This window comes from Arthrobacter sp. T572 (assembly GCF_056780115.1).
The window spans coordinates 2,090,831-2,113,368 of record NZ_JBRAZQ010000002.1; the positions used below are offsets into that span (position 1 = coordinate 2,090,831).

At 64.0% G+C, this 22,538-nt stretch carries 17 protein-coding genes; 12 read left to right on the forward strand and 5 right to left on the reverse strand.

The features are described 5' to 3' along the window. Positions 1-131: 131 nt before the first annotated feature. Positions 132-821: an IMPACT family protein gene (locus ACUYMZ_RS10860; protein ID WP_481603287.1), complete on the reverse strand. Its 690-nt coding sequence runs from the start codon at positions 819-821 to the stop codon at positions 132-134. A gap of 22 nt (positions 822-843) precedes the next feature. On the opposite strand from ACUYMZ_RS10860, the gene coaE reads away from it, so the two are divergent. The 4 genes from coaE (at position 844) to ACUYMZ_RS10880 (ending at position 6,786) form a co-directional block, all read left to right on the forward strand. Further along, positions 844-2,085, forward strand: a complete 1,242-nt coding sequence (gene coaE / locus ACUYMZ_RS10865) for a dephospho-CoA kinase (RefSeq protein WP_481603289.1) — start codon at positions 844-846, stop codon at positions 2,083-2,085. 29 nt (positions 2,086-2,114) lie between these two features. After that, on the forward strand, positions 2,115-4,214 hold the full coding sequence (gene uvrB / locus ACUYMZ_RS10870; protein WP_426002565.1) for an excinuclease ABC subunit UvrB: 2,100 nt from the start codon (positions 2,115-2,117) through the stop codon (positions 4,212-4,214). 164 nt (positions 4,215-4,378) lie between these two features. Beyond that, complete coding sequence (locus tag ACUYMZ_RS10875) at positions 4,379-5,404, forward strand: TerC family protein (protein ID WP_442422705.1); 1,026 nt, start codon at positions 4,379-4,381, stop codon at positions 5,402-5,404. 29 nt (positions 5,405-5,433) lie between these two features. Next, positions 5,434-6,786 (forward strand): MFS transporter, encoded by a 1,353-nt coding sequence (locus ACUYMZ_RS10880; RefSeq protein WP_481603291.1) that lies wholly within the window; start codon positions 5,434-5,436, stop codon positions 6,784-6,786. Between the two features lie 18 nt (positions 6,787-6,804). Here the strand turns inward: ACUYMZ_RS10880 and ACUYMZ_RS10885 are convergent, their stop codons facing one another. The 4 genes from ACUYMZ_RS10885 to ACUYMZ_RS10900 are packed head-to-tail and all read right to left on the reverse strand — an operon-like array spanning position 6,805 to position 12,571. After that, a complete protein-coding gene (locus ACUYMZ_RS10885; protein WP_426002570.1) occupies positions 6,805-8,133 on the reverse strand; it encodes an alpha/beta fold hydrolase in 1,329 nt (442 codons plus the stop codon). Continuing rightward, complete coding sequence (locus ACUYMZ_RS10890; RefSeq protein WP_426002571.1) at positions 8,126-8,635, reverse strand: GNAT family N-acetyltransferase; 510 nt, start codon at positions 8,633-8,635, stop codon at positions 8,126-8,128. Before ACUYMZ_RS10890 ends, ACUYMZ_RS10885 begins: the two co-directional genes overlap by 8 nt. 13 nt (positions 8,636-8,648) lie before the next feature. Continuing rightward, complete coding sequence (locus tag ACUYMZ_RS10895; RefSeq protein ID WP_481603293.1) at positions 8,649-10,025, reverse strand: CoA transferase; 1,377 nt, start codon at positions 10,023-10,025, stop codon at positions 8,649-8,651. 11 nt (positions 10,026-10,036) lie between these two features. Then, a complete protein-coding gene (locus ACUYMZ_RS10900; protein ID WP_481603295.1) occupies positions 10,037-12,571 on the reverse strand; it encodes a DEAD/DEAH box helicase in 2,535 nt (844 codons plus the stop codon). A gap of 68 nt (positions 12,572-12,639) precedes the next feature. Between ACUYMZ_RS10900 and ACUYMZ_RS10905 the strand changes: the two genes are divergently transcribed. The 8 genes from ACUYMZ_RS10905 to ACUYMZ_RS10940 all read left to right on the forward strand — a co-directional run bounded on the left by ACUYMZ_RS10905 (position 12,640) and on the right by ACUYMZ_RS10940 (position 22,530). Next, positions 12,640-13,419: a trans-aconitate 2-methyltransferase gene (locus ACUYMZ_RS10905; RefSeq protein ID WP_481603297.1), complete on the forward strand. Its 780-nt coding sequence runs from the start codon at positions 12,640-12,642 to the stop codon at positions 13,417-13,419. Between the two features lie 136 nt (positions 13,420-13,555). Further along, entirely contained in the window at positions 13,556-13,936 is a 381-nt protein-coding gene (locus ACUYMZ_RS10910; RefSeq protein WP_442422701.1) for a GntR family transcriptional regulator, read from the forward strand. A 66-nt stretch (positions 13,937-14,002) separates the two neighbouring features. After that, positions 14,003-16,960, forward strand: a complete 2,958-nt coding sequence (gene uvrA, locus ACUYMZ_RS10915; RefSeq protein ID WP_481603299.1) for an excinuclease ABC subunit UvrA — start codon at positions 14,003-14,005, stop codon at positions 16,958-16,960. Between the two features lie 81 nt (positions 16,961-17,041). After that, positions 17,042-17,758 carry an HAD hydrolase-like protein gene (locus ACUYMZ_RS10920; protein ID WP_481603301.1) on the forward strand — a complete coding sequence of 239 codons (717 nt, stop codon included), beginning with the start codon at positions 17,042-17,044 and terminating at the stop codon, positions 17,756-17,758. After that, positions 17,745-18,413, forward strand: a complete 669-nt coding sequence (locus ACUYMZ_RS10925; protein WP_426002584.1) for a lysophospholipid acyltransferase family protein — start codon at positions 17,745-17,747, stop codon at positions 18,411-18,413. The genes ACUYMZ_RS10920 and ACUYMZ_RS10925 overlap by 14 nt, the downstream gene beginning before the upstream one ends. Positions 18,414-18,467: 54 nt before the next feature. Continuing rightward, the gene (gene uvrC, locus ACUYMZ_RS10930) at positions 18,468-20,480 is read left to right on the forward strand and encodes an excinuclease ABC subunit UvrC (protein ID WP_481603303.1); all 2,013 of its coding nucleotides are present in this window, start codon (positions 18,468-18,470) and stop codon (positions 20,478-20,480) included. A 110-nt stretch (positions 20,481-20,590) separates the two neighbouring features. After that, positions 20,591-21,514, forward strand: coding sequence for an RNase adapter RapZ (rapZ, locus tag ACUYMZ_RS10935; protein ID WP_426002587.1), 924 nt, complete (start codon positions 20,591-20,593; stop codon positions 21,512-21,514). After that, positions 21,514-22,530, forward strand: coding sequence for a gluconeogenesis factor YvcK family protein (locus ACUYMZ_RS10940; RefSeq protein WP_481603305.1), 1,017 nt, complete (start codon positions 21,514-21,516; stop codon positions 22,528-22,530). The genes rapZ and ACUYMZ_RS10940 overlap by 1 nt, the downstream gene beginning before the upstream one ends. Positions 22,531-22,538 lie beyond the last annotated feature (8 nt).

Consider the following 22,538-nt stretch of genomic DNA (forward strand, 5'->3'; position numbering starts at 1 on the left):
AAAGAAGGACCCCTGCCGCACGGCAGGGGTCCTTCTGCTTTGTCTGCGAGGTGCGTTTGTCTGCGAGGCGAATGTGTCTGCGTGGTGCATTAGTGTGCGTGGTGCATTAGTGTGCGTGGCGCGGCCGTTGGTCAGCGGGGTACGTCGATCCACTCAGTGCTCCGGGGCTCCAGGACAGAGCTGCCGGCAGTGAAGGCTGCAACGCGTGCCTGTGCTTCCCCGATCGCCTCCGCTTCATCCGGAAGCGCCACCCGAAGAACGGCCTGCCCCGCCTGGTACTCTGTCTCCGCCATCACGAAGCCGCTGCTGCGCAATTCGTTTTCGAGCCGCCCGGCATCGGCGTGCCGCACCCCCACATCGCACAGCCGCAATCGCTTCCGCCGTACCAGCGGCGCCGTCTCCAGTGCGGCGGAGACGGACTCCGAATACGCCCGCACCAGCCCACCGGCACCCAGCAGGATGCCGCCAAAATAGCGCACGACGACGGCACCGATGTCGCTGAGGTCGGCCACTCCGACTGCCGTCTCACGTTTGACCAGTGCTTCCAACATCGGGATGCCTGCCGTCCCGGACGGTTCGCCGTCGTCGGACGACCGCTGCGTCATCCGGTCCGGACCGATCACGAAAGCGGAGCAATGATGCCTGGCGTCGTGGAATTCCCTGCGCAGTTCGGACACCAGCGACCGCGCCGTTTCCTCATCCGGAGACCGCCGCAGGACGGTGATGAACCGTGAGCGGCGGACCTCAAGCTCGTGGCGGAAGTCCGGCCCGGCCGCCAGGGTGGTGTAGCTCGTCGCAAGGCTGTCTTCCGAAAAATCCACCGCTTCAGTCTAGTGTGGAGGGGTGCTGAAAATAGGGCTGACGGGCGGCATCGCCTCGGGAAAGTCGTTGGTGGCTGCGAGGCTGCAGGAGTTGGGCGCCACCCTCATTGACGCGGACCTCCTGGCGCGGCAGGTGGTGGAACCAGGAACCCCCGGCCTCGGCCGGGTAGTGGAGGCCTTCGGTGACCAGATCCTGGATGTCAGCGGACGGCTGAACCGTGCGGAACTGGGCGCCATCGTCTTCCGCGACCCAGCCAGGCGGGAGGTGCTCAACAGCATCATCCATCCATTGGTCCGCGCGTCGGCTGCACAAATCCTGGAGGGGGCGGCGCAGGGCGACATCGTGGTGCAGGACATTCCGCTGCTGGTCGAAACAGGGCAGGGGAGCAGCTTCCACCTGGTGGTGGTGGTGGATGCCCCTGACGATGTCCGCTTGCGGCGGATGGTGGATTTGCGTGGCATGCAGGAAGCCGACGCGTATGCGCGCATGGCGGCGCAGGCGTCCCGGGATGACCGGATCTCTGCAGCCGACGTGGTCTTGGACAACTCGGGGAGCCGTGAAGAACTCCTTCGCAGCGTGGATTCCCTGTGGTTTCACCGGCTGGTCCCGTTCGCGGGGAACCTGGCAGCCGGTGTGCGTGCCCCGAGAACGGAGGGAGCTGTCCTGGTGGAGGCCGACCCCGTCTGGGAACGGGCAGCAGCGCGGCTCGCGGCCCGGATACGACTGGCGGCAGGGGAGGACATCCAGGCGGTGGACCACGTGGGTTCAACTTCTGTACCGGGGCTTGCGGCCAAGGATGTCATCGACCTCCAGGTCGCCGTGGCAGATATGGGAACAGCCGACAGGATCGCTCCACTGCTTGCTGCGGCTGGTTTTCCCGCAGTGCCGCACGCCAACCGGGACACTCCCAAACCTTCCCTCTCGGACCCGTCGCTGTGGGAGAAACGGTTCCACGCCAACGCCGATCCCGGGCGTCCGGTAAACCTTCATGTTCGCGCAGCAGGTTCCCCGGGGTGGAGGTATGCCCTGATGTTCAGGGACTGGCTCCGATCCGACGCAGCGGCCCGTGCGCTGTACGCATCGCACAAGCGCGGCCTTGCGGCAGAATTCGCGGATGTCCAAGGCACCGCTGCCTATGCGGAGGCCAAGGAGCCTTGGTTCACCGACATCGCCTGGCCGGCCATGGAAGAGTGGGCCGCCCGCACGGGGTGGGCGCCGCCGTCGTATGCTCCTCATCACTCCAGCGGCAATCCCGGACAGTAGCTGTCCGTGGGCAGGGGTAGATTAACATCATGAGCCTTGCCCAGGAGATCAACCGTGTCGTCGCGCCGTTTGAGGTCATCAGCGAATACAGCCCGGCGGGCGACCAGCCGGCAGCCATTGCCGAACTGACGGAGCGAATCAGGAATGGCGAGAAGGACGTCGTCCTGCTGGGCGCCACCGGTACCGGCAAGAGCGCCACCACCGCCTGGCTCATCGAACAGGTGCAGCGGCCCACCCTCGTGCTGGTCCAGAACAAGACGCTTGCGGCGCAGCTCGCCAACGAATTCCGTGAGCTGCTGCCCAACAACGCCGTGGAGTACTTCGTCTCCTATTACGACTACTACCAGCCGGAAGCCTACGTGGCGCAGACTGACACCTTCATTGAGAAGGACTCCTCCATCAACGAAGAAGTGGAACGGCTCCGGCACTCGGCAACCAATGCATTGCTTACTCGGCGCGACGTCGTGGTGGTCGCTACCGTCTCCTGCATCTACGGCCTGGGTACGCCGGAAGAGTACATCGCCGGGATGGTGACGCTGCGGCGGGGGATGGAGCTCAACCGTGACCACCTCCTGCGCAAGTTCGTCTCCATGCAGTACACCCGGAACGACATGGACTTCCATCGCGGCACCTTCCGCGTCCGTGGAGACACCGTGGAGATCATCCCGATGTATGAGGAACTGGCGATCCGGATCGAATTCTTTGGCGACGAGATCGAGAATATCCAGACGCTCCACCCGCTCACTGGCGAGGTCCTCCGGGACGAGGACGAGATGTACGTCTTCCCCGCATCCCACTACGTAGCCGGTCCGGAACGGATGTCCCGTGCCATCAAGAGGATTGAAGATGAGCTGGCCGACCGCCTGAAGGTCCTGGAAAGCCAGAACAAGCTGGTGGAGGCCCAAAGGCTGCGCATGCGCACCACGTATGACCTCGAGATGATGCAGCAGATGGGTTTCTGCAACGGCATCGAAAACTACTCGGCGCACATTGACGGCCGCGCACCGGGCACGGCTCCCCATTGCCTGCTGGACTACTTCCCGGACGACTTCCTGCTGGTGGTTGATGAATCCCACGTGACCATCCCCCAGATCGGTGCCATGTACGAGGGGGACATGTCCCGCAAGCGGAACCTGGTGGACTTCGGCTTCCGGCTCCCGTCAGCGATGGACAACCGCCCGCTCAAATGGGATGAGTTCCTGGAACGGATTGGCCAGACCGTCTACCTCTCGGCAACTCCCGGCAAATACGAGCTCGGCAAGGCGGACGGCTTCGTCCAGCAGATCATCCGCCCCACAGGCCTGGTGGACCCGGAGGTAGTAGTCAAGCCCACCAAGGGGCAGATCGACGACCTCCTGGACGAAATCAGGATCCGCACCGCCAAGGACGAACGCGTACTGGTGACCACCCTGACCAAGAGGATGGCCGAAGACCTCACAGACTACCTTGTAGGCCACGGCGTAAAGGTGGAATACCTGCACTCGGACGTAGACACCCTGCGAAGGGTTGAACTGCTCCGTGAGCTCAGGATGGGGGTCTTTGACGTCCTGGTGGGCATCAACCTGCTGCGTGAGGGCCTTGACCTTCCGGAAGTGTCCCTCGTCAGTATCCTCGACGCTGACAAGGAAGGATTCCTCCGCTCGTCCACGTCGCTCATCCAGACCATTGGCCGTGCCGCCCGAAACGTCTCGGGGCAGGTGCACATGTACGCGGACAAGATCACCGACTCCATGGCCCAGGCCATCGACGAGACCAACCGGCGCCGCGCCATCCAGGTGAAGTACAACAAGGACAACGGCATCGATCCGCAGCCCCTGCGGAAGAAGATCGCGGACATCACCGACCAGTTGGCGAAGGAAGACGCCGATACCCAGGAACTGCTGAACAACAACCGCCTGGCCAAGGGTGGCAAGCGCAGCAAGTCCACAGCCAAGGCTGCTGCGGCTGTCCGGCAGGACGGCCTCGCGGCGGCGCCGGCCGAGGACCTCGTCGGGCTGATCGAACAACTGACGGAACAGATGCACGGCGCGGCCGCCGAACTGCAGTTCGAAGTTGCGGCAAGGATCCGCGACGAAGTCAAGGAGTTGAAGCGCGAATTACGCCAGATGCAATCCGCAGGGCACGCCTAAGGTAAGGTTTAGGTCACGTAGGGGAGTATCCCAAGCGCTACGATCGTCAGCACGCAAGGCACAGATGCCTCGCCGGACGTAGCGGGCCGCCGCATCGCCATCACCGCACCCGGCAGGCCGGAGAGACTTACACCGCTTTCCCGTACCCTGCGAAAGGCATTTTCATGCAGCTTCCCGTTTGGTTTGAGGTCGGCTCCTTTGTCGTCCTCGGAATCATCCTGCTGATCGACCTCCTGCTGGTCGTCAAGCGTCCCCACGAACCGTCCATGAAGGAAGCCGGCCTCTGGGTCGCCTTCTACGTGACACTGGCACTGATCTTCGCTGTTGCGATGTTCTTCTTCGCCGGCCACGAATACGGTGGACAATTCATCGCAGGCTGGGTCACTGAGTACAGCCTCAGTATCGACAACCTCTTCGTCTTCATCATCATCATGGCCCGGTTCTCTGTGCCCAGGAAGTACCAGCAGGAAGTGCTGATGGTGGGCATCATCATTGCCCTGATCCTGCGCGGCATTTTCATTGCCCTCGGTGCCGTGGTCATCGAGCAGTTCAGCTGGGTGTTCTACATCTTCGGTGCGTTCCTGCTCTGGACCGCCTGGAAGCAGGCCAAGGATTCCGGCGAGGATGAGGAAAACACCGAAAACGCGCTGATCACCCGCCTGCGCAAGGTTCTGCCCATGTCGGAGACTTTCGACGGCGGCAAGATCCGCACCACGGTCAATGGCAAGAAGGTCTTCACCCCCATGCTCATCGTGTTCATCACGATCGGCATGACGGACCTCCTTTTTGCCGTGGACTCCATCCCGGCGATCTTCGGCCTCACCCAAAGCGCCTTCATTGTGTTCACCGCCAATATCTTCGCGCTCATGGGACTTCGCCAGCTGTACTTCCTGCTGGGTGGCCTGATGAACCGCCTGATCTACCTCAAGCACGCCCTGTCCGTGATCCTCGCGTTCATCGGTGTGAAGCTGGTCCTGCACGCCATGCATGTCAACGAGTTGCCGTTCATCAACGGCGGCCAGCACATCGAATGGGCTCCGGAGATCCCCACCTTCGTTTCCCTGGGTGTGATCGTGGGCACGATCGTCATCGCCGTGGTGGCGAGCCTGCTGAGCCCGGCAGCACGCCAGGCCAAGATCGACGAGCGTCTCGAAGAAGATGCCCGCAAGAGCATGAGCGAAGCCGAGTAACCGGCCACGGGAAGTTGTAGTCTCATGAGGTGACTACCATTTCTCCTACGGCGCTGGACCCCCAAGGGGTCCAGCGCCGTACTGTTTTCCTGCTGGGGTCTGCCCAGCTCCTCAGCGGTATTGGCAATGGTGCCACGCTGTCCATTGGCTCCTTGCTTGCTGTGGACCTGTCAGGATCGGAAGCCTGGGCGGGATCGATCACCACGGTGCTGACGCTCGCCGCGGCCCTCACTGCCTTGCCGTTGGCACGGCTCGCAGAACGGCGGGGCAGAAGGGTTGGACTGGTGACGGGCCTGGTGTCCGCACTGGTTGGCGCTTTGCTGATCATGTGGTCGGTGGTGGCGGCGTCCTTCCTGCTCCTGCTGCTGGGGGCAGCGCTGCTGGGGCTTGGTACCGCAGCCAATCTCCAGGCGCGGTTTGCCGCCGTCGACCTCGCTGATGCGGAACACCGCGGACGGTCGCTCTCCATCGTTGTCTGGGCTATCACCATCGGAGCAGTAGCCGGGCCCAACCTGATCCAGCCAGGAGCTGTGGTAGGCGAAGCCCTGGGGCTGCCGCCCATCGCAGGACCCTTTGTCTTCTCGGCGGTCGGCCTGTTCCTGGCCGCGGCAGTGCTCTTCTTCGGGCTGCGCCCGGACCCGCTCCTGCTGGCGCGCCGGCTCGCGTCCGAAGCCGCCGGCCCGGCCGCATCCGCGGCCAGGGGCAGCATCCGTTCAGGACTCGCGGCCATCCGGTCATCCCCACGGGCAGGGCTTGCCCTCGCGGCCGTCATTGGCGCCCATGGCATCATGGTTGCCGTCATGTCCATGACGCCTTTGCACCTTCAGCAGATGCTGGCCGGCTCCCACTCAGGCCACCATGCAGCCACGGACAGCACCGATGCGCTGGTGGTCATCGGCCTGACCATCTCCCTGCACATCGCCGGCATGTTCGCGTTGTCACCGGTGTGGGGATGGCTCACGGACAAGGCAGGACGGCTCCAGACAATCGCCATGGGCTACGGCCTGCTGCTCGTGGCCGTCGTGGTTGCAGGATTCGGGCAGCACGAGCCGGTACTCGTCACCCTTGGCCTGATCAGCCTGGGCCTCGGGTGGTCGGCCGCCACGATCGCCGGGTCAACGCTGCTGGCCGAGAGTGTTGCCGATGACCAGCGGGTGACGGTACAAGGCGTATCGGATACCCTCATGGGTGCTGCGGGAGCCTTGGGCGGGGCCACCTCGGGCGTCATCCTTGCATGGATCGGCTACCAGGGCCTCAACATCGTTTCCGGTGCACTGGCCGCGGCGGTGCTGGCGATTACCCTCACCACCGCGGCACGGAGTGGTTCGCAGGTGCCCCCGCAGGGCCCGCTTGACGGACCTGCCACGGAGCAGGCGGCATAATCCGGCTGCCCGCGACGGTCAGCCTGCCCGGACCATGCCCAAGAGCCGCCGGAAAATGCCCTCTCCGTCCTCACCGATACCGTCATGATGGAATTCATCGGTGACCCACGGCTGGAGGCCACGGACCGACGACGCGGTCTCGAGCGACAGATCGTGGTCAACGTAGATGTCGTCCCGGTACACTGCGGCTGCCACTGGAACAGTGTTGACGGCAAGCTGCTGGAGGTCGTAAAGGGGTGCCCAGTCCTTGATCGCAGCCAGCTTTTCGGCCACTGGTCCCAGCGGCACCAGTGCCGGGTCCTGCTCGAAGTACCAGGGATAGACCATTTCGCCCGTCAGCAGTGGATGCTCTGCCCCCGGCAGGAACTCCGGGAAGTCTTCCAGCACGCGCCAGGCCGCCCAGTCCGTAGCCTCGCCCTGTCCGTAAATCGACTCATGGAGCACGGCGTACAAGGGGTTGGCTGCGCGGCTGACCTGGCTGTGCACCTGCTCCAGGAATACCTGGGACAGCCTGTCTCCCGCCGGGGTGGGGATGAAGGCGTCCTCGAGCAGGTAGTGCAGTGCATGGACACGCGTGTTGCCGCCCAGGAACGATCCCACCATCTGGAAACGCTCCGGCGTCAACCTCTCGCCACTGGGCAGGAACTCCGGCTGAACCTCGAGATGCCGGGCGATCCGGGTGACGATGCCGCGGTCTCCCGGATACCAGTGGAAGTACTCCTCGTTGCGGGCCGCAACGCGGCGGAACGTAGCACGGTAGACCCGGTCCGCCGGGCCATGCAGGGGAGCCAGCCCACCGGTGATGAGGACTTCCCGCAGCCCTTCCGGTGCGAAGGACAGGTAAGTCAAGGCGCAGAAGCCACCAAAACTTTGTCCCAGGACCGTCCACGGTTCCGAGCCAAGGACACCGCGGATGAATTCGGCGTCCGCCACGATCGAGTCTGCGCGGAAGTGGGTCAGGTATTCGGCCTGGGCGCTGACATCGCCCCTGAGCGCCAGTGATTGCTGCTCAACAGGCGTCGACAGCCCCGTTCCACGTTGGTCCAGCATCAGGATACGGAAGTCACGCGCCGCGGCTTTCATCCATCCGGACAGGGAAGTGACGCGGTTGCCCCGGCCGCCTGGACCGCCTTGCAGGAAGAGCAGCCAGGGGAGGTCGGCGGCCTCCGCTGCACTGTGTTCAAGGGAGGAGTACTCCCTGGCGAACACGGTGATGGTTTCGCCGGCACTGTCCGGACCATGCACCAGCGGGACCGTGAAAAAATGCTCAGCCGTTCTCAGGCCACGGAACTCGTGCCGGGCCTTGATGGTGTGCACGGCCGCCGGGGTGCTGCGGAGATCAACCATGAGCGAGTGCCTTGCCGGCGCCGTCCCTGCTCCCGAAGGACTCAAGGGCACTGCCCGTCAGCCGGAAGGTTGACCATTCCTCCATGGGGACTGCACCCAGGCCCTTGTAGAAGTTGATGGAGGGTTCGTTCCAGTCCAGAACGCTCCACTCCACCCGGGCGTAGCCACGTTCGACGGCGGTCGCTGCCAGGTGCTGCAGGAGAGCCTTCCCGTGACCTTCTCCGCGTGCTTCCGGAACCACGTAGAGGTCTTCCAGGTAGATGCCGTGGACACCCTCCCACGTGGAGTAATTAAGGAACCACAACGCGAAGCCCTGCACCGCTCCGGCGGCGTTCGCGGCAATGGTTGCATACACCCGCGGGTTCTCACCGAACAGGACATCGGCCAGTTTCTCCGGGGTGTTCTTGACGGCGTCCGGTTCCTTCTCGTAGATCGCGAGGTCGTGGATCATACGGAGGATTGCAGGGACGTCTTCAACGGTGGCAGGGCGGATTACACTCATGGATCCGAGCTTACTAGGGCAGTCCCGCTGGATCCTGCCATCGGGGTTCCGAGGAACCATAGGGGACCGGGGCGGAGCGGTAGGTGAGCGGACCGCCGTCGAGCATCAACGGCGGATCCACGAACCGAAGCCTGCCGTAGGCGCTGTCGGAGAACCGGTAGCCGGGAGCGGGAAGTGTGTCCGGGGTCCCCGCGGCAGGGCGGAGCACGAAGAGTTCCTCTGCCGTCCTTGCCAACGAGAGCCGGGCCGCGCCTCCTGTGCCCTTGTCGCGCCGCTCCGCCAGCAGGGCAAGCACGGCCGCTGCAATGCCGTATCCGGTCGCGTGGTCCAGGGCCTGGACCGGAAGCGCACCCGGCTGCCAGCCGGCTTTGTCCTGTCCATAACGTTCAGCGATACCGCAGGCGGCCTGGACCAGACTGTCGAAGCCCCTGCGTGCTGTCCACGGCCCGTCGTATCCCCACGCGGTCAATGTGGCCACCACCAGCCCTGGCCTGTCGTGCAGCAGCGCGGACGCGTCCAGTCCATAGCGGTCCAGACTGCCGCCACGATACCCGGTGATGACTGCGTCGGCGCCGTCCAACAAGGCGCGCACGCGCTGGAGGTCCTGTTGCCGGGCAAGGTCCAGTTTGACGCTGCGCTTGTCGAATCCGGAATCCACGAAAGCGTCCTCGAGCTCGGGCATGCCTGAAGGGTCGACACGTAGGACATCAGCACCAAGGGCTCCCAGGAGCCGGGTTGCGGTGGGGCCTGCCACCACGCGCGTCAGGTCCAGCACCCTGAGTCCGTCGAGCGGACGGCCGGCGTTCCTGTCCGGAACCCAGCCGTTCCGCGCACCGGAATGGCCTGCCGGGGTGAAGGATATCCAGGGCCCTTGGGTGGCCGCACTCAGGGGCGAGGACCGCCATTGCTCCCGCGAGCGAACAGCCGCCGCAGCACCTCCATGAGCCGCGATCACGGCCTCGGCGTCCAAGGCCGTCATGTCCAGCAGGGCACGGTCGACGTCTCCCGGACCTGCCGCGGACAGCGCTTCCATGAGTCGGGCAGCATGGTGGGGGTAATTGGCGTGCAACCGGATCCACCCGTCCGCTGTCCTCCGGAAGCCGGACATGGGTGCGAACCCCTCCGGTTTCCGTCCGTCTACCCGCAGGTGCCCCAGCGAGTCGAAGGCAGCGGCGACGCGTCCGGCCTCCACGGAGCTCCGTTGCCTGCCGGTCAGGGCATTCAGCGCGGTGGCGGCCGTGGCTACGGAGCCCAGGGCGAGGCCTTCGACATCCAGGCCCCCGGGCGGAGCAGCCCACCAACGCCGTGGGCCGGTGACAGAGGCAGGACGCTCGTGGCGGAGGGCGTCAAGGGTCCGTAAGCAGGACACCAGCCGGACCACCGCCTCCATGCCCGCGCCGCCTACAACCTATTAACGTTGGTCACGCGCACCACGGCCGTTCCGGTCCGGTCCGACTCTGCAAGATCAACGTCCGCTGAGATACCCCAGTCATGGTTTCCGGCAGGGTCGTCAAAAATCTGGCGGACCCGCCACGTCCCCTGTTCCTCGTTGATGATCAACAGACCGGGGCCCCGGGCGTCGGGGCCCGTTCCGATGTCATCGTGTTCGTCGAAGTAGTCATCCAGGACGTCTTCCCAACGCTCGGTATCCCAGCCGGAATCGGAGTCCAGCGCGCCTAAGGCTGCGGAGTCTTCATCCGCGAACAGTTCCACGCGCCGGAACATCTCGTTGCGCACCATGACCCGGAAAGCCCGGATGTTCGAGGTGAGCGACGGGGGTGGCGGCGGGGGAGCGTCGTGGGGAGTGGGGGCAAGCCCTGAGGTGAGCTCTTCCCATTCGTCCAGCAGGCTGGAGTCAACCTGGCGCACCAGTTCCCCAAGCCAGGCAATCAGGTCTTCCAGGTCCTCGCGCAGCAGGTCCTGGGGAACGGTCTGGCGCAGGGCCCTGAAACCATCAGCGAGGTACCTCAGCACGATCCCCTCGGACCGCGCGAGGCCGTAGAACTGGACGAACTCGCCGAAGTTCATGGCCCGCTCGTACATGTCCCGGATGATCGACTTGGGAGCAAGTTCGAAGTCGCCCACCCACGGGGCCGCCTTGCGGTAGACCTCGAACGCCTCACCCAGGATGTCCGCCAGCGGCATGGGATAGGTGACCTCATCGAGCATCGCCATCCGCTGGTCGTAATCGATGCCGTCCGCCTTCATGGCGGCGACTGCCTCGCCGCGGGCCTTCTTTTGCTGCGCCGAAAGGATCTGCCGTGGTTTTTCCAAGGTGGACTCGATGACGGAGACGACATCCAGCGCGTAGGAAGGCGATTCCGGGTCCAAGAGTTCCAAGGCTGCCAGCGCGAAGGGCGACAACGGCTGGTTGAGCGCGAAGTTTGGCTGCAGATGGACAGTCAGCCTGACCCCGCGCCCCTCCGCATCCTGGTCTGCTTCCGGGATTCGTTCAACCACGCCCGCCGCCAGCAGTTCCCTGTAGATTCCCAGGGCCTTTTTGATCAGCTTCAACTGGGACGCCCTGGATTCGTGGTTTCCGGTGAGGAGGCGGCGTGTTGCTTCAAAGGGATCGCCCGGGCGTTCCATGAGGTTCAGCAGCATGGCATGGCTGACCGTGAAGCTCGAAGACAGCGGGTCGGGTACGGATTCGACCAGCCGCTTGAACGTGGACTCACCCCAGCTGACGAAACCCTCCGGTGGCTTCTTCCTGACGACTTGCCGGAGTTTCTTCTGGTCGTCGCCGAACTTGGCCACTGCCTTGGCCATGGCCTTCGCATTCTCCACCACATGCTCCGGCGCCTGGACCACCACCGTACCGGCAGTGTCGTATCCGGCCCGTCCTGCGCGGCCGGCAATTTGGTGGAACTCACGGGAGTTAAGCACCCTGGTGCGTACGCCGTCGTATTTGCTCAGCGCCGTCAGCAGGACGGTGCGGATGGGCACATTGATGCCCACCCCCAAGGTGTCGGTTCCGCAGATGACCTTCAAGAGCCCTGCTTGGGCGAGCTGCTCAACAAGCCGGCGGTACTTGGGCAGCATACCTGCGTGGTGGACTCCGATGCCGTGGCGTACGAGCCTGTTGAGGGTCTTCCCGAACCCGGCAGCGAAGCGGAAACCGGCAATGAGCTCAGCGATGCGGTCCTTTTCTTCCCGGCTGCACATATTGATGCTCATCAGGTTCTGGGCACGCTCAATCGCCTCGGCCTGGCTGAAGTGCACCACATAGACCGGAACCTGTTTGGTGGAGAGCAGTTCCTCGAGGGTCTCGTGGACAGGCGTCTCCTGGTAGTAGTAGTGCAACGGAATCGGGCGTTCGGCGGAGCTGACCGTGGTGGTGGGGCGGCCTGTCAGGTCGCTGAGTCCCTTTTCGAACCGCGTGACGTCGCCCAGGGTGGCTGACATCAGCAGGAACTGTGCCTGGGGGAGTTCCAGCAGCGGCACCTGCCACGCCCAGCCCCGCTGCGGGTCCGAGTAGAAGTGGAACTCGTCCATGATGACAGCGCCAAGCTCCGCGGCCGCACCCTCGCGCAAAGCGGTGTTCGCGAGGATCTCTGCCGTGCAGCAGATGATCGGCGCGTCCTGGTTGACCCCGGAATCGCCGGTAATCATGCCCACGTTTTCGGCGCCGAAGATCTCGCAGAGCGCGAAGAATTTCTCGGACACCAGTGCCTTGATGGGCGCCGTGTAATAGCTGCGCCGGCCGCGGGCCATCGCTTCGAAATGCGCGGCAATGGCAACCAGCGACTTTCCCGATCCCGTGGGAGTGGCCAGAATCACATTGGAGCCGGATGCGAGCTCCATGATCGCTTCATCCTGGGCCGGGTAGAGCTGCAGTCCGCGGCTCCCGGTCCATTCAACGAACCGCGTGTAGATTTCGTCCGGGTCCAGTGGACCATCGGCGGCGGAACCGGGAAGCTGCTCAAGAAGTTTCATTGGTTTCCAGCTTAGTGCCCGGAAGGACTAGGCTCGCCCCAGCAGTGGAGCAGGCGCGAGGAGGCCGTATGAAGTGGGATCCGTCAAAATACGTGGAGTTCGGCGACCATCGCAACCGCCCGTTCCACGACCTCGTCGCCCGGGTACAGGCTGAGGCTCCACGGAAGGTGGTCGACCTCGGGTGCGGCCCCGGGAATTTGACGGCCACCCTCGCGGAGCGCTGGCCGGACGCAAGCATCGTGGGCCTCGACTCCTCGCCCGAGATGCTGGCCAAAGCTGCCATTGTTGCCGGGGGATCACCCAACCTGTCCTTTGTCCACGGCGATATTGCTGACTGGATGCCGGATGACGACACCGACGTCGTCATCACGAATGCGGCGCTCCAATGGGTTCCGGGACACCAGGACATGCTCGCAACGTGGCTCAGGGCACTGAAGCCAGGGGCTTGGTTCGCCCTGCAGGTTCCGGGAAATTTCACGTCACCGTCCCATACCCTGATGCGGTCCCTTGCCGGTTCGCCGCAGTGGGCGGAACGCGCAGGGGACGTTCTCCGGCACGACGGCGCCGTCGCCGCACCGTCGGACTACCTGGGTATCATGCTCGACGCCGGATGCCAGGCTGACGCTTGGGAAACCACCTACCAGCAGGTACTTCAGGGCAAGGATCCGGTGCTCGAATGGGTTCGGGGGACGGGACTGCGTCCGATCCTTGATGTTCTGTCCCCGGAAGATGCCGCAGCGTTCGAGACTGAGTATTCCGCGTTGCTGCGGGAGGCTTATCCCCCGACCCATCACGGCACCGTGTATCCGTTCCGCCGGATTTTTGCTGTCGGCCGGAAGAACCCGTGAGCGGCGGACGCAACGCACCGGCTCTTAACGGCTTGTACCCGCAGGGCGACGCTGGTCTAATTCTCGGCATGGACCAAGGACGCTTCGTTGAGCAATACGCGGTGGGCATGGCGCCGGTTGCAGGCCGGTGTTCACGGTGACGCCGGCAGACGGCTTCCCCGGTTCGTGGCGCCCCAATACCAACAGTGGGGTTGCGCTTTTTGAACAACTGCGGCTCCGGATCATTGAACTCGCGGACTCCGGTAAACTCCCGGTCGGTTCGAAGCTTCCGCCCGTCCGCAACCTGGCCGGCGTGCTGGATGTGGCCCCGCATACTGTTGCCCGTGCCTACAAGGAGCTGGAAGCGGCAGGGGTGGTAGCCACCCGCGGTCGCAACGGAACCGTGGTGTGTCCAAGGGACGACAGATGGGGCGCTTTGGCGGCCGTCGCGGCCCAGTATGCCGCTGCAGCGAAGGCCCAGGGGGCTTCCTTCGCTGAGGCGGTGCAACTTTTCGCCGCAGCCTACGACGCCGACTGAAATCCGACGGCAGGGTGTGAGGAACGACATGGCGGTTCGAAGAAGTTTTCGATTAGCATTGGGTGCGTGCCCAAAGCCTTAGCTGAAGATACTGCCATCGAATCCCTGAAAAGCGTCTCTGTCGTTCCCGATGACAAGCCCACCCGGCCGGACCTGTCCCGGCTGGTCGTCAAGGGCGCCCGCGAACACAACCTGCGCAACGTGGACCTCGATCTTCCGCGCGATGCAATGATCGTCTTCACGGGCCTTTCCGGTTCCGGCAAGTCCTCCCTGGCTTTCGACACCATCTTCGCTGAAGGGCAGCGGCGCTACGTCGAATCCCTTTCCGCTTATGCCCGGCAGTTCCTGGGGCAGGTGGACAAGCCGGATGTGGACTTCATTGAAGGCCTGTCACCCGCGGTTTCCATTGACCAGAAGTCCACCAGCAAGAACCCCCGCTCCACGGTGGGCACCATCACGGAAATCTATGACTACATGCGTCTTCTGTGGGCCCGGGTGGGACGTCCCCATTGCCCGGTATGTGGCGAGCCCATTGCCCGCCAGACCCCGCAGCAGATTGTCGACCAGTTGCTGGAGCTCCAAAACGGCACGCGGTTCCAGGTCCTGGCTCCCGTGGTCCGCGGACGCAAGGGCGAATTTGTCGACCTCTTCAAGGAACTGACAGCCAAGGGATACTCACGCGCCCGCGTTGACGGTGAACTGGTCCAGCTCAACGAGGCTCCCAAGCTGGGCAAACAGTTCAAGCACACCATCGAGGTGGTGGTTGACCGCCTGGTGGTCAAGGAAGGCATCAGCCAGCGTCTGACGGACTCGGTGGAGACCGCCCTTGGCCTGGCGGAGGGACGCGTCCTGGTGGAGTTCGTGGACTTGGATGCCGATGATCCGGCAAGGATCCGGGCCTTCTCGGAGAACCTCGCCTGCCCCAACGAGCACCCGCTGGCCATCGACGAGATCGAGCCCCGGTCGTTCTCCTTCAACAACCCCTTCGGTGCCTGCTCCGCGTGCAGCGGCATCGGCACCAAGCTGGAAGTGGACGAGGAACTTATTGTTCCCAATCCCGAGCTTTCCCTCGGGGAAGGCGCCATCGCTCCCTGGTCCCTGGGCACCGCCACCACGGAGTACTGGAACCGTCTCCTTGAAGGCCTCGCCCTGGAACTTGGCTTTTCCATGGACACGGCCTGGGAGAAGCTTCCCAAGGATGTCCGCAACACCGTCCTTCACGGCAAGGACCACAAGGTAGTTGTCCAGTACCGCAACAGGTTCGGCCGGGAACGGAAATACAGCACCGGCTTCGAGGGCGCCATCCAGTACGTCCACCGCAAGCACGGTGAAACCGACTCCGACTGGGCCCGCGACCGCTATGAAGAGTACATGCGCCAGATTCCGTGCCCGGAGTGCAACGGTGCCAGGCTGAATCCCGCGTCGTTGTCCGTGCTGATCAACGGAAAGTCCATCGCAGAGGTAGCCGCACTTCCCATGCGGGAATGCGCAGCCTTCCTTGGCAACCTGACCCTGACCGGCAGGGAAGCGCAGATCGCCCACCAGGTTCTGAAGGAGATCCAGGCCCGGCTGACGTTCCTGTTGGACGTTGGGCTTGAATACCTGAACCTGGAGCGGGCATCGGGCACGCTGTCCGGTGGCGAGGCGCAACGCATCCGGCTGGCCACCCAGATCGGTTCCGGCCTGGTGGGCGTGCTGTACGTGCTCGATGAGCCCTCCATCGGCCTGCACCAGCGTGACAACCGGCGGCTCATTGAGACCCTGACCCGGTTGCGGGACCTCGGCAACACCCTGATTGTGGTGGAGCACGACGAAGACACCATCCACGAGGCCGACTGGGTGGTGGACATCGGACCAGGCGCCGGGGAGCACGGTGGCCAGGTGGTGCACTCGGGCCCCTACAAGGAACTGCTGCAGAACACGGAATCGCTGACCGGCGACTACCTGTCCGGCCGCCGCAGGATCGAGGTCCCGGCCAAGCGCCGCAAGTACGACAAAAAGCGGGAGCTCAAAGTCGTCGGCGCGCGGGAGAACAACCTCAACAACGTTGACGCCGCGTTCCCCCTGGGCCTTTTCACGGCCGTCACTGGTGTCAGCGGGTCCGGCAAGTCCACGCTGGTGAACGAGATTCTCTACAAGGTCCTTGCCAACAAGCTCAATGGCGCCAAGCAGGTGGCGGGCCGTCACCGCAGCGTCCAGGGGCTGGAGCACCTGGACAAGGTGGTGCACGTTGACCAGAGCCCCATCGGGCGTACGCCGCGGTCCAACCCGGCAACGTACACCGGCGTTTTCGACAACATCCGCAAGCTCTTCGCCGAAACCACCGAGGCCAAGGTCCGCGGCTACCTGCCCGGGCGCTTCTCCTTCAACGTCAAGGGTGGGCGGTGCGAAGCCTGCTCCGGCGATGGCACGCTGAAGATCGAGATGAACTTCCTGCCGGACGTCTACGTGCCCTGCGAGGTCTGCCATGGTGCCCGGTACAACCGGGAAACCCTGGAAGTCCATTACAAGGGCAAGACCATCGCGGATGTCCTGAACATGCCCATCGAGGAGGCTGCGGAGTTCTTCGCGGCGTTCACTCCGATTGCCCGGCACCTGAAAACCCTGGTGGATGTTGGTTTGGGCTATGTGCGCCTGGGTCAGCCCGCCACCACCCTCTCGGGTGGTGAAGCCCAGCGCGTGAAGCTCGCGGCGGAACTCCAGAAACGGTCCAACGGCCGCAGCATCTACGTTCTGGATGAACCCACCACCGGGCTTCACTTCGAAGACATCCGCAAGCTGCTCATGGTACTTCAGGGGCTGGTGGACAAGGGCAACACGGTCATTACCATCGAGCACAACCTTGACGTCATCAAGTCCGCTGACTGGATCGTGGACCTCGGACCCAACGGTGGTTCGGGAGGCGGCAGGATCGTAGCCACGGGCACGCCCGAGGACGTAGCGAAGTCCCCGGACAGCCACACGGGAACGTTCCTGGCCGAGATTCTCGGCTCAGGCCTCACAGCAGAGCCAGCTGGCCGGTAGGCAACATCGTCACGCCCTGGAAGTATTCCGGTAGCGGCATGCGAGTTTCAGGCATGCCGCTACTTGTGGGAAACTAACCCGGTGACTCAAACAAAGGTGCCCGTAATCTTCGATCTGGACGGCACCCTTGTCGATCCTGCAGGCGGAATCACAGGCGGCATCTCAGCTGCCCTTCGCGAAATGGACCTTCCTGTCCCGGATCAGGCTGTCCTCAACGCCATGGTGGGCCCGAAACTCAGTGATTCGCTCCTGAACCTTGCAGAGGTGCCTGCTGAACTGGTGGACCAAACCATTGCCCGTTACCGGCGCCATTACCGGGAAACGGGGATAGCCCAGAGCAAGCTGTACCCGGGCATCTACGATCTCCTGGAGTTTTTCGCCGAATCCGGACGGCCGGTAGCCGTGGCTACACAAAAGCCCCAAGGCATCGCCCGGCTGGTACTGGAGCACCACAACATTGCGGACTTCTTTGTCTCCATCCGGGGTGCCGCCGACGACGAATCGCTCTCGGCCAATACCGCGCCGGGAAAAATCGAGATAGTTGGCGCGGCCCTGGCTGATCTCCACTCCCAGCCGGCCGTGATGGTGGGTGACCGGCATCAGGACGTGGCCGGGGCCATGGCCAACGGGCTCGACTGCATAGGCGTGGGGTGGGGCTTTGCCCCCGACGGCGAGCTGGAGGAAGCCGGCGCCGTCGCCGTCGTCAACTCGACGGCGGAACTGAGAAACAAAATTGAAGAACTTGACGCTGTCCGTGCGGCGGCACTGAGCGAGGTACAAAACGATGGCAGTCTTTGATGCGATCCGGTGGACGACGCGGGGCCTGATTTCCACCACGTGCAGGCCGACCGTCGTGGGATTGGAGAACGTTCCCACGGACGGCCCGTTCATCGTTGCACCGAACCATCTCTCGTTTCTGGACAGTGTCATCGTCCAGGCCTTGATGCCACGGCCCGTGGCCTTCTTCGCCAAGGCGGAGTACTTCACCACCAAGGGTGTCAAAGGCGCCGTCATGAAGTCCTTTTTCGAAGCTGTCGGCTCCATCCCCGTGGAGCGTGGTGAACAGGCGGCCAGCGTCCAGGCGCTGAAGACCCTCCTGGACATCCTTGAAGCCGGCAAGGGCATCGGCATTTATCCCGAGGGCACGCGTTCGCGGGACGGCATCCTGTATCGGGGACGGACCGGAGTCGGGTGGCTGGCGCTGACCACCGGTGCCCCGGTCATTCCCGTGGGCCTGATCGGAACCGAGAAACTGCAGCCTGCCGACAAGAACGCCGTGCGGCCCCAGCACTTCACCATGAAGGTCGGCGAACCGCTGTACTTCGACAAGACCGGCCCTGACCACTCCCTTCCTGCGCGCCGGGAAGTGACGGACAGGATCATGGATGCCATCGCCGCATTGAGCGGACAGGAGCGGTCCACAAGCTACAACCAGAGCAAGTCGCTCGACTAGCGGCGGCTGGTCTCGCTGGCGGGGGAGGCCTGCCCCCTTCACTAGACTGGAGTCGTGGCACATCCAGCAAGTTACCGACCCAAAACGGGTGAAATTCCCACCAACCCGGGTGTATACCGGTTCCGCGACCCCCACGGCAGGGTCATTTACGTCGGCAAGGCAAAGAACCTCCGCTCCAGGCTGAACTCGTACTTCGCCAATCCGGCGGGACTGCTGCCCAAGACCCACGCCATGGTCCACGCCGCCAGCAGCGTGGAATGGACTGTGGTGGGCAGTGAGCTGGAATCGCTGCAGCTGGAATACACATGGATCAAGGAATTCAAGCCCCGGTTCAATGTCATGTTCCGGGACGACAAGTCGTATCCGTACCTTGCCGTCACCATGGGCGAGAAGATCCCCAGGGTGCAGGTCATGCGGGGGGAGCGCAAGAAGGGCACCCGTTATTTCGGTCCCTACACGGCCGGTGCAATCCGCGAAACCATGGACACCCTCCTGCGGGTCTTCCCGGTCCGCAGCTGCAGTGCCGGCGTCTTCAAGCGCGCGCAGGCCAGCGGCCGCCCTTGCCTGCTGGGTTACATCGATAAATGCTCGGCGCCGTGCGTGGGCCGCGTGACGCCAGAGGAACACCGCGTGCTTGCCGAGGACTTCTGTGCGTTCATGGGCGGCGAAGCCAAGCGCTTCATCAACCGCCTGGAAAAAGACATGGCCGCTGCCGTTGCCGAGCTCGATTATGAGCGGGCAGCCGGACTCCGGGATGACATCATTGCGCTGAGGAAGGTCTTCGAGCGCAATGCCGTGGTCCTGGCCGAGGATACGGACGCGGACATCTTCGCCCTCCATGACGACGAGCTGGAAGCGTCGGTGCAGGTCTTCCACGTCCGCGGTGGCCGGGTCCGCGGCCAGCGTGGCTGGGTGGTGGAGAAGGTCGAGGACGCCACGACGCCGGAGCTCATCGAACATCTCCTGCTGCAGGTCTACGGGGAGGACAGTGAAGTCCAGGGCAGGCTGCCACGTGAAGTCCTGGTCCCCGAGACACCCGCCAACCAGGCCGAACTGACCGAGTGGCTCAGTGGATTGCGCGGGGCGAAGGTAGACATCCGGGTACCGCAGCGCGGTGACAAGGCCGCCCTCATGTCCACGGTCAGGGAGAACGCCGAACAGGCCCTGAAGCTCCATAAGACCCGCCGTGCCGGTGACATCACGGTCCGTTCCCTGGCCCTTCAGGAACTCCAGGAGGCCCTGGAACTGCCCGTGCCGTTGCTGCGCATCGAGTGCTTCGACATTTCGCACGTGCAGGGGACCAACGTGGTGGCGTCCATGGTGGTCGTGGAGGACGGCCTTCCCAAGAAGTCCGACTACCGGAAGTTCTCCATCACAGGGCCGGCTGCAGCAGATGACACCGCGGCCATGCATGACGTCCTCACGCGCCGGTTCCGCCACTACCTCAACGACAAAGTTGCCCAGGTGCCTGTCTCCGGAGAGATCGCCGGCCCCGCCGGTACTGGTGCCGGCGACGCATCCGGTGCGCCGGCGTCGGACACCACCACTCCGGCACCCAAAGCGAAGTTCGCTTACCCGCCCAACCTGGTGGTGGTGGACGGCGGCCAGCCGCAGGTGAATGCGGCAGCGCGTGCCTTGGCTGATCTTGGGATCGACGACGTCTACGTGGTTGGCCTGGCCAAGCGGCTGGAAGAAGTGTGGCTGCCTGACAGCGACTTCCCGGTGATTCTCCCCAGAACCTCACAGGGCCTTTACCTCCTGCAGCGGATCCGGGATGAAGCCCACCGCTTCGCCATCACCTTCCACCGGCAGAAGCGCGGCAAGGCCATGACAGTGTCCGCGCTGGACGGCGTTCCAGGCCTGGGGGAGGCCAAACGGAAGGCCTTGGTGTCCCATTTTGGCTCGTTGAAGAAGATCAAGGCAGCGAGCGTGGAGGAACTGACGTCCGCCAAGGGCATCGGCCCTGCACTGGCCGCCGCAGTCGTCCAGCACCTGGGCTCACAAGCCGGGGAGGCCGAAGCAGCTCCCGCCGTGAACATGACCACCGGCGAAATCATCGAATCTTAGCTAGGGTAAGAACTTGACCGGTGGCCTCAGGCTCGATGCCGCCGGTCCTGCGTGCTTCGCTCCGGCGGCGGCATGCTGCATCAGCCACTTCAGTGAAACGGGGACGACGCATGGACGACTCGACGGCAGGATCCGGCACGGAGCAGGACGGACTCACGCCCGTCAAGCCCCCGGAGGCGGAACTGCTGGTGGTCACCGGCATGTCCGGGGCAGGCCGAAGCACCGCCTCGGACGCCCTTGAAGACCACGGCTGGTACGTGGTGGACAACCTTCCCCCACAGATGCTGGGCACGCTGGCCGAGATCGTATCGCACGCGCCCAAGTCCATTCCCAAGCTGGCAGTGGTGGTGGATGTCCGCAGCAAGGATTTGTTTACGGACATCCAGACCGCGTTGGGAGCCTTGAGCGCCAGCGGGATCACGTTCCGGGTGCTGTTCCTGGATGCCAGCGACGACGTCCTTGTCCGCAGGTTCGAGCAAGGCCGCAGGCCCCATCCGCTGCAGGAGGGCGGGCGCATCCTGGACGGTATCGGCATAGAGCGGGAGGTCCTGCGCGAGCTCCGCGAGCACGCGGACATTGTGCTGGACACCTCCGACTTCAACGTCCATGGCCTGGCAACGGCCATCACGGAACTTTTCAGCGACACCGGTCCGGTCACGCTGCGCTTGAACGTCATGAGCTTCGGTTTCAAGTACGGCCTCCCGGTGGATGCCAACTTCGTGGCTGACGCCAGGTTCATTCCCAACCCCCATTGGGTCCCGCAGCTCAGGCCGCATACGGGACTGGACCAGGACGTCAGCGACTACGTACTGGCGGCCAACGGCGTCCACGAGTTCGTGGACCGTTACGTCCGCGCCCTGGAACCTGTCCTGGACGGCTATCGCCAGGAAAACAAGCACTACGCCACCTTGGCGGTGGGCTGTACCGGAGGCAAGCACCGTTCGGTGGCAGTCGCCGTCGAGCTGTCCAAGCGGTTGGCGCAATATCCGCGCGTCACCGTCACCACCACCCACCGCGATCTGGGCCGGGAGTAATGGGCGTCCTGACGGGCCCGCTGCCGCTGATCCCGCCCAAGGGCGTACCCGGCAGCCAGCAGCATAAGAGCCCCACCGTTGTAGCACTGGGCGGGGGCCACGGCCTTGCCGCGTCCCTGTCCGCACTGCGGCTGCTCACGTCCGAGTTGACGGCGGTCGTGACGGTAGCTGACGACGGCGGTTCGTCCGGGCGTCTGCGGGAGGAGTACGGCGTCCTCCCGCCCGGGGACCTGCGGATGGCGCTCAGCGCGCTCTGCGATGACACCGACTGGGGCAGGACGTGGCGCGATGTCATGCAGCACCGTTTCAATGCCGGTACGGCAAAGGGTGGCTCCCTGGACCACCACGCCATGGGCAATCTGCTGATCGTTACGCTGTGGGAACTCCTGGGGGACACGGTGGCGGGCCTCAAATGGGCAGGTGCCCTGCTGGGTGCACGCGGCCAGGTGCTGCCGATGTCCAGCGTGCCTTTGACCATTGAGGGCCAGGCCCGGGTGGAGTTGCCGGATGGAGGCCACGAGCTCCAGACGGTACGGGGCCAGGCCAAATGCGCCGTGGCGGGCAAGCTGGAGGACGTAAGGCTGTTGCCCGAGGAAGCTCCGGCATGCACCGAGGCCCTGACAGCCATTGAGCTGGCCGACTGGGTGATCCTGGGCCCGGGTTCCTGGTACACCTCGGTCCTGCCGCATTTACTCCTCCCGGAACTCCGCCAGGCCCTGGGGAGCACTGCTGCCAAGCGCTGCCTGACCATGAACCTTGACATGGAAACCAAGGAGACATCGGGTATGACGGCCGCTGACCATCTGGATGTCCTGCGCCGCTACGCGCCCGAATTCAGCGTGGACGTGGTCCTGGCGGACCCGGATGCCATAGCGGACCTTAAAGCTTTCGAGAAAGCTGCGGGGATGATTGGCGCGGAAGTTGTGTTGGGTAAAGTAGGGGCTTCGAGGCGCCGCCCCGTCCATGATCCACTGAGGCTGGCCGCGGCGTACCACGACATTTTCGGGAACAGTTAGGAACACAC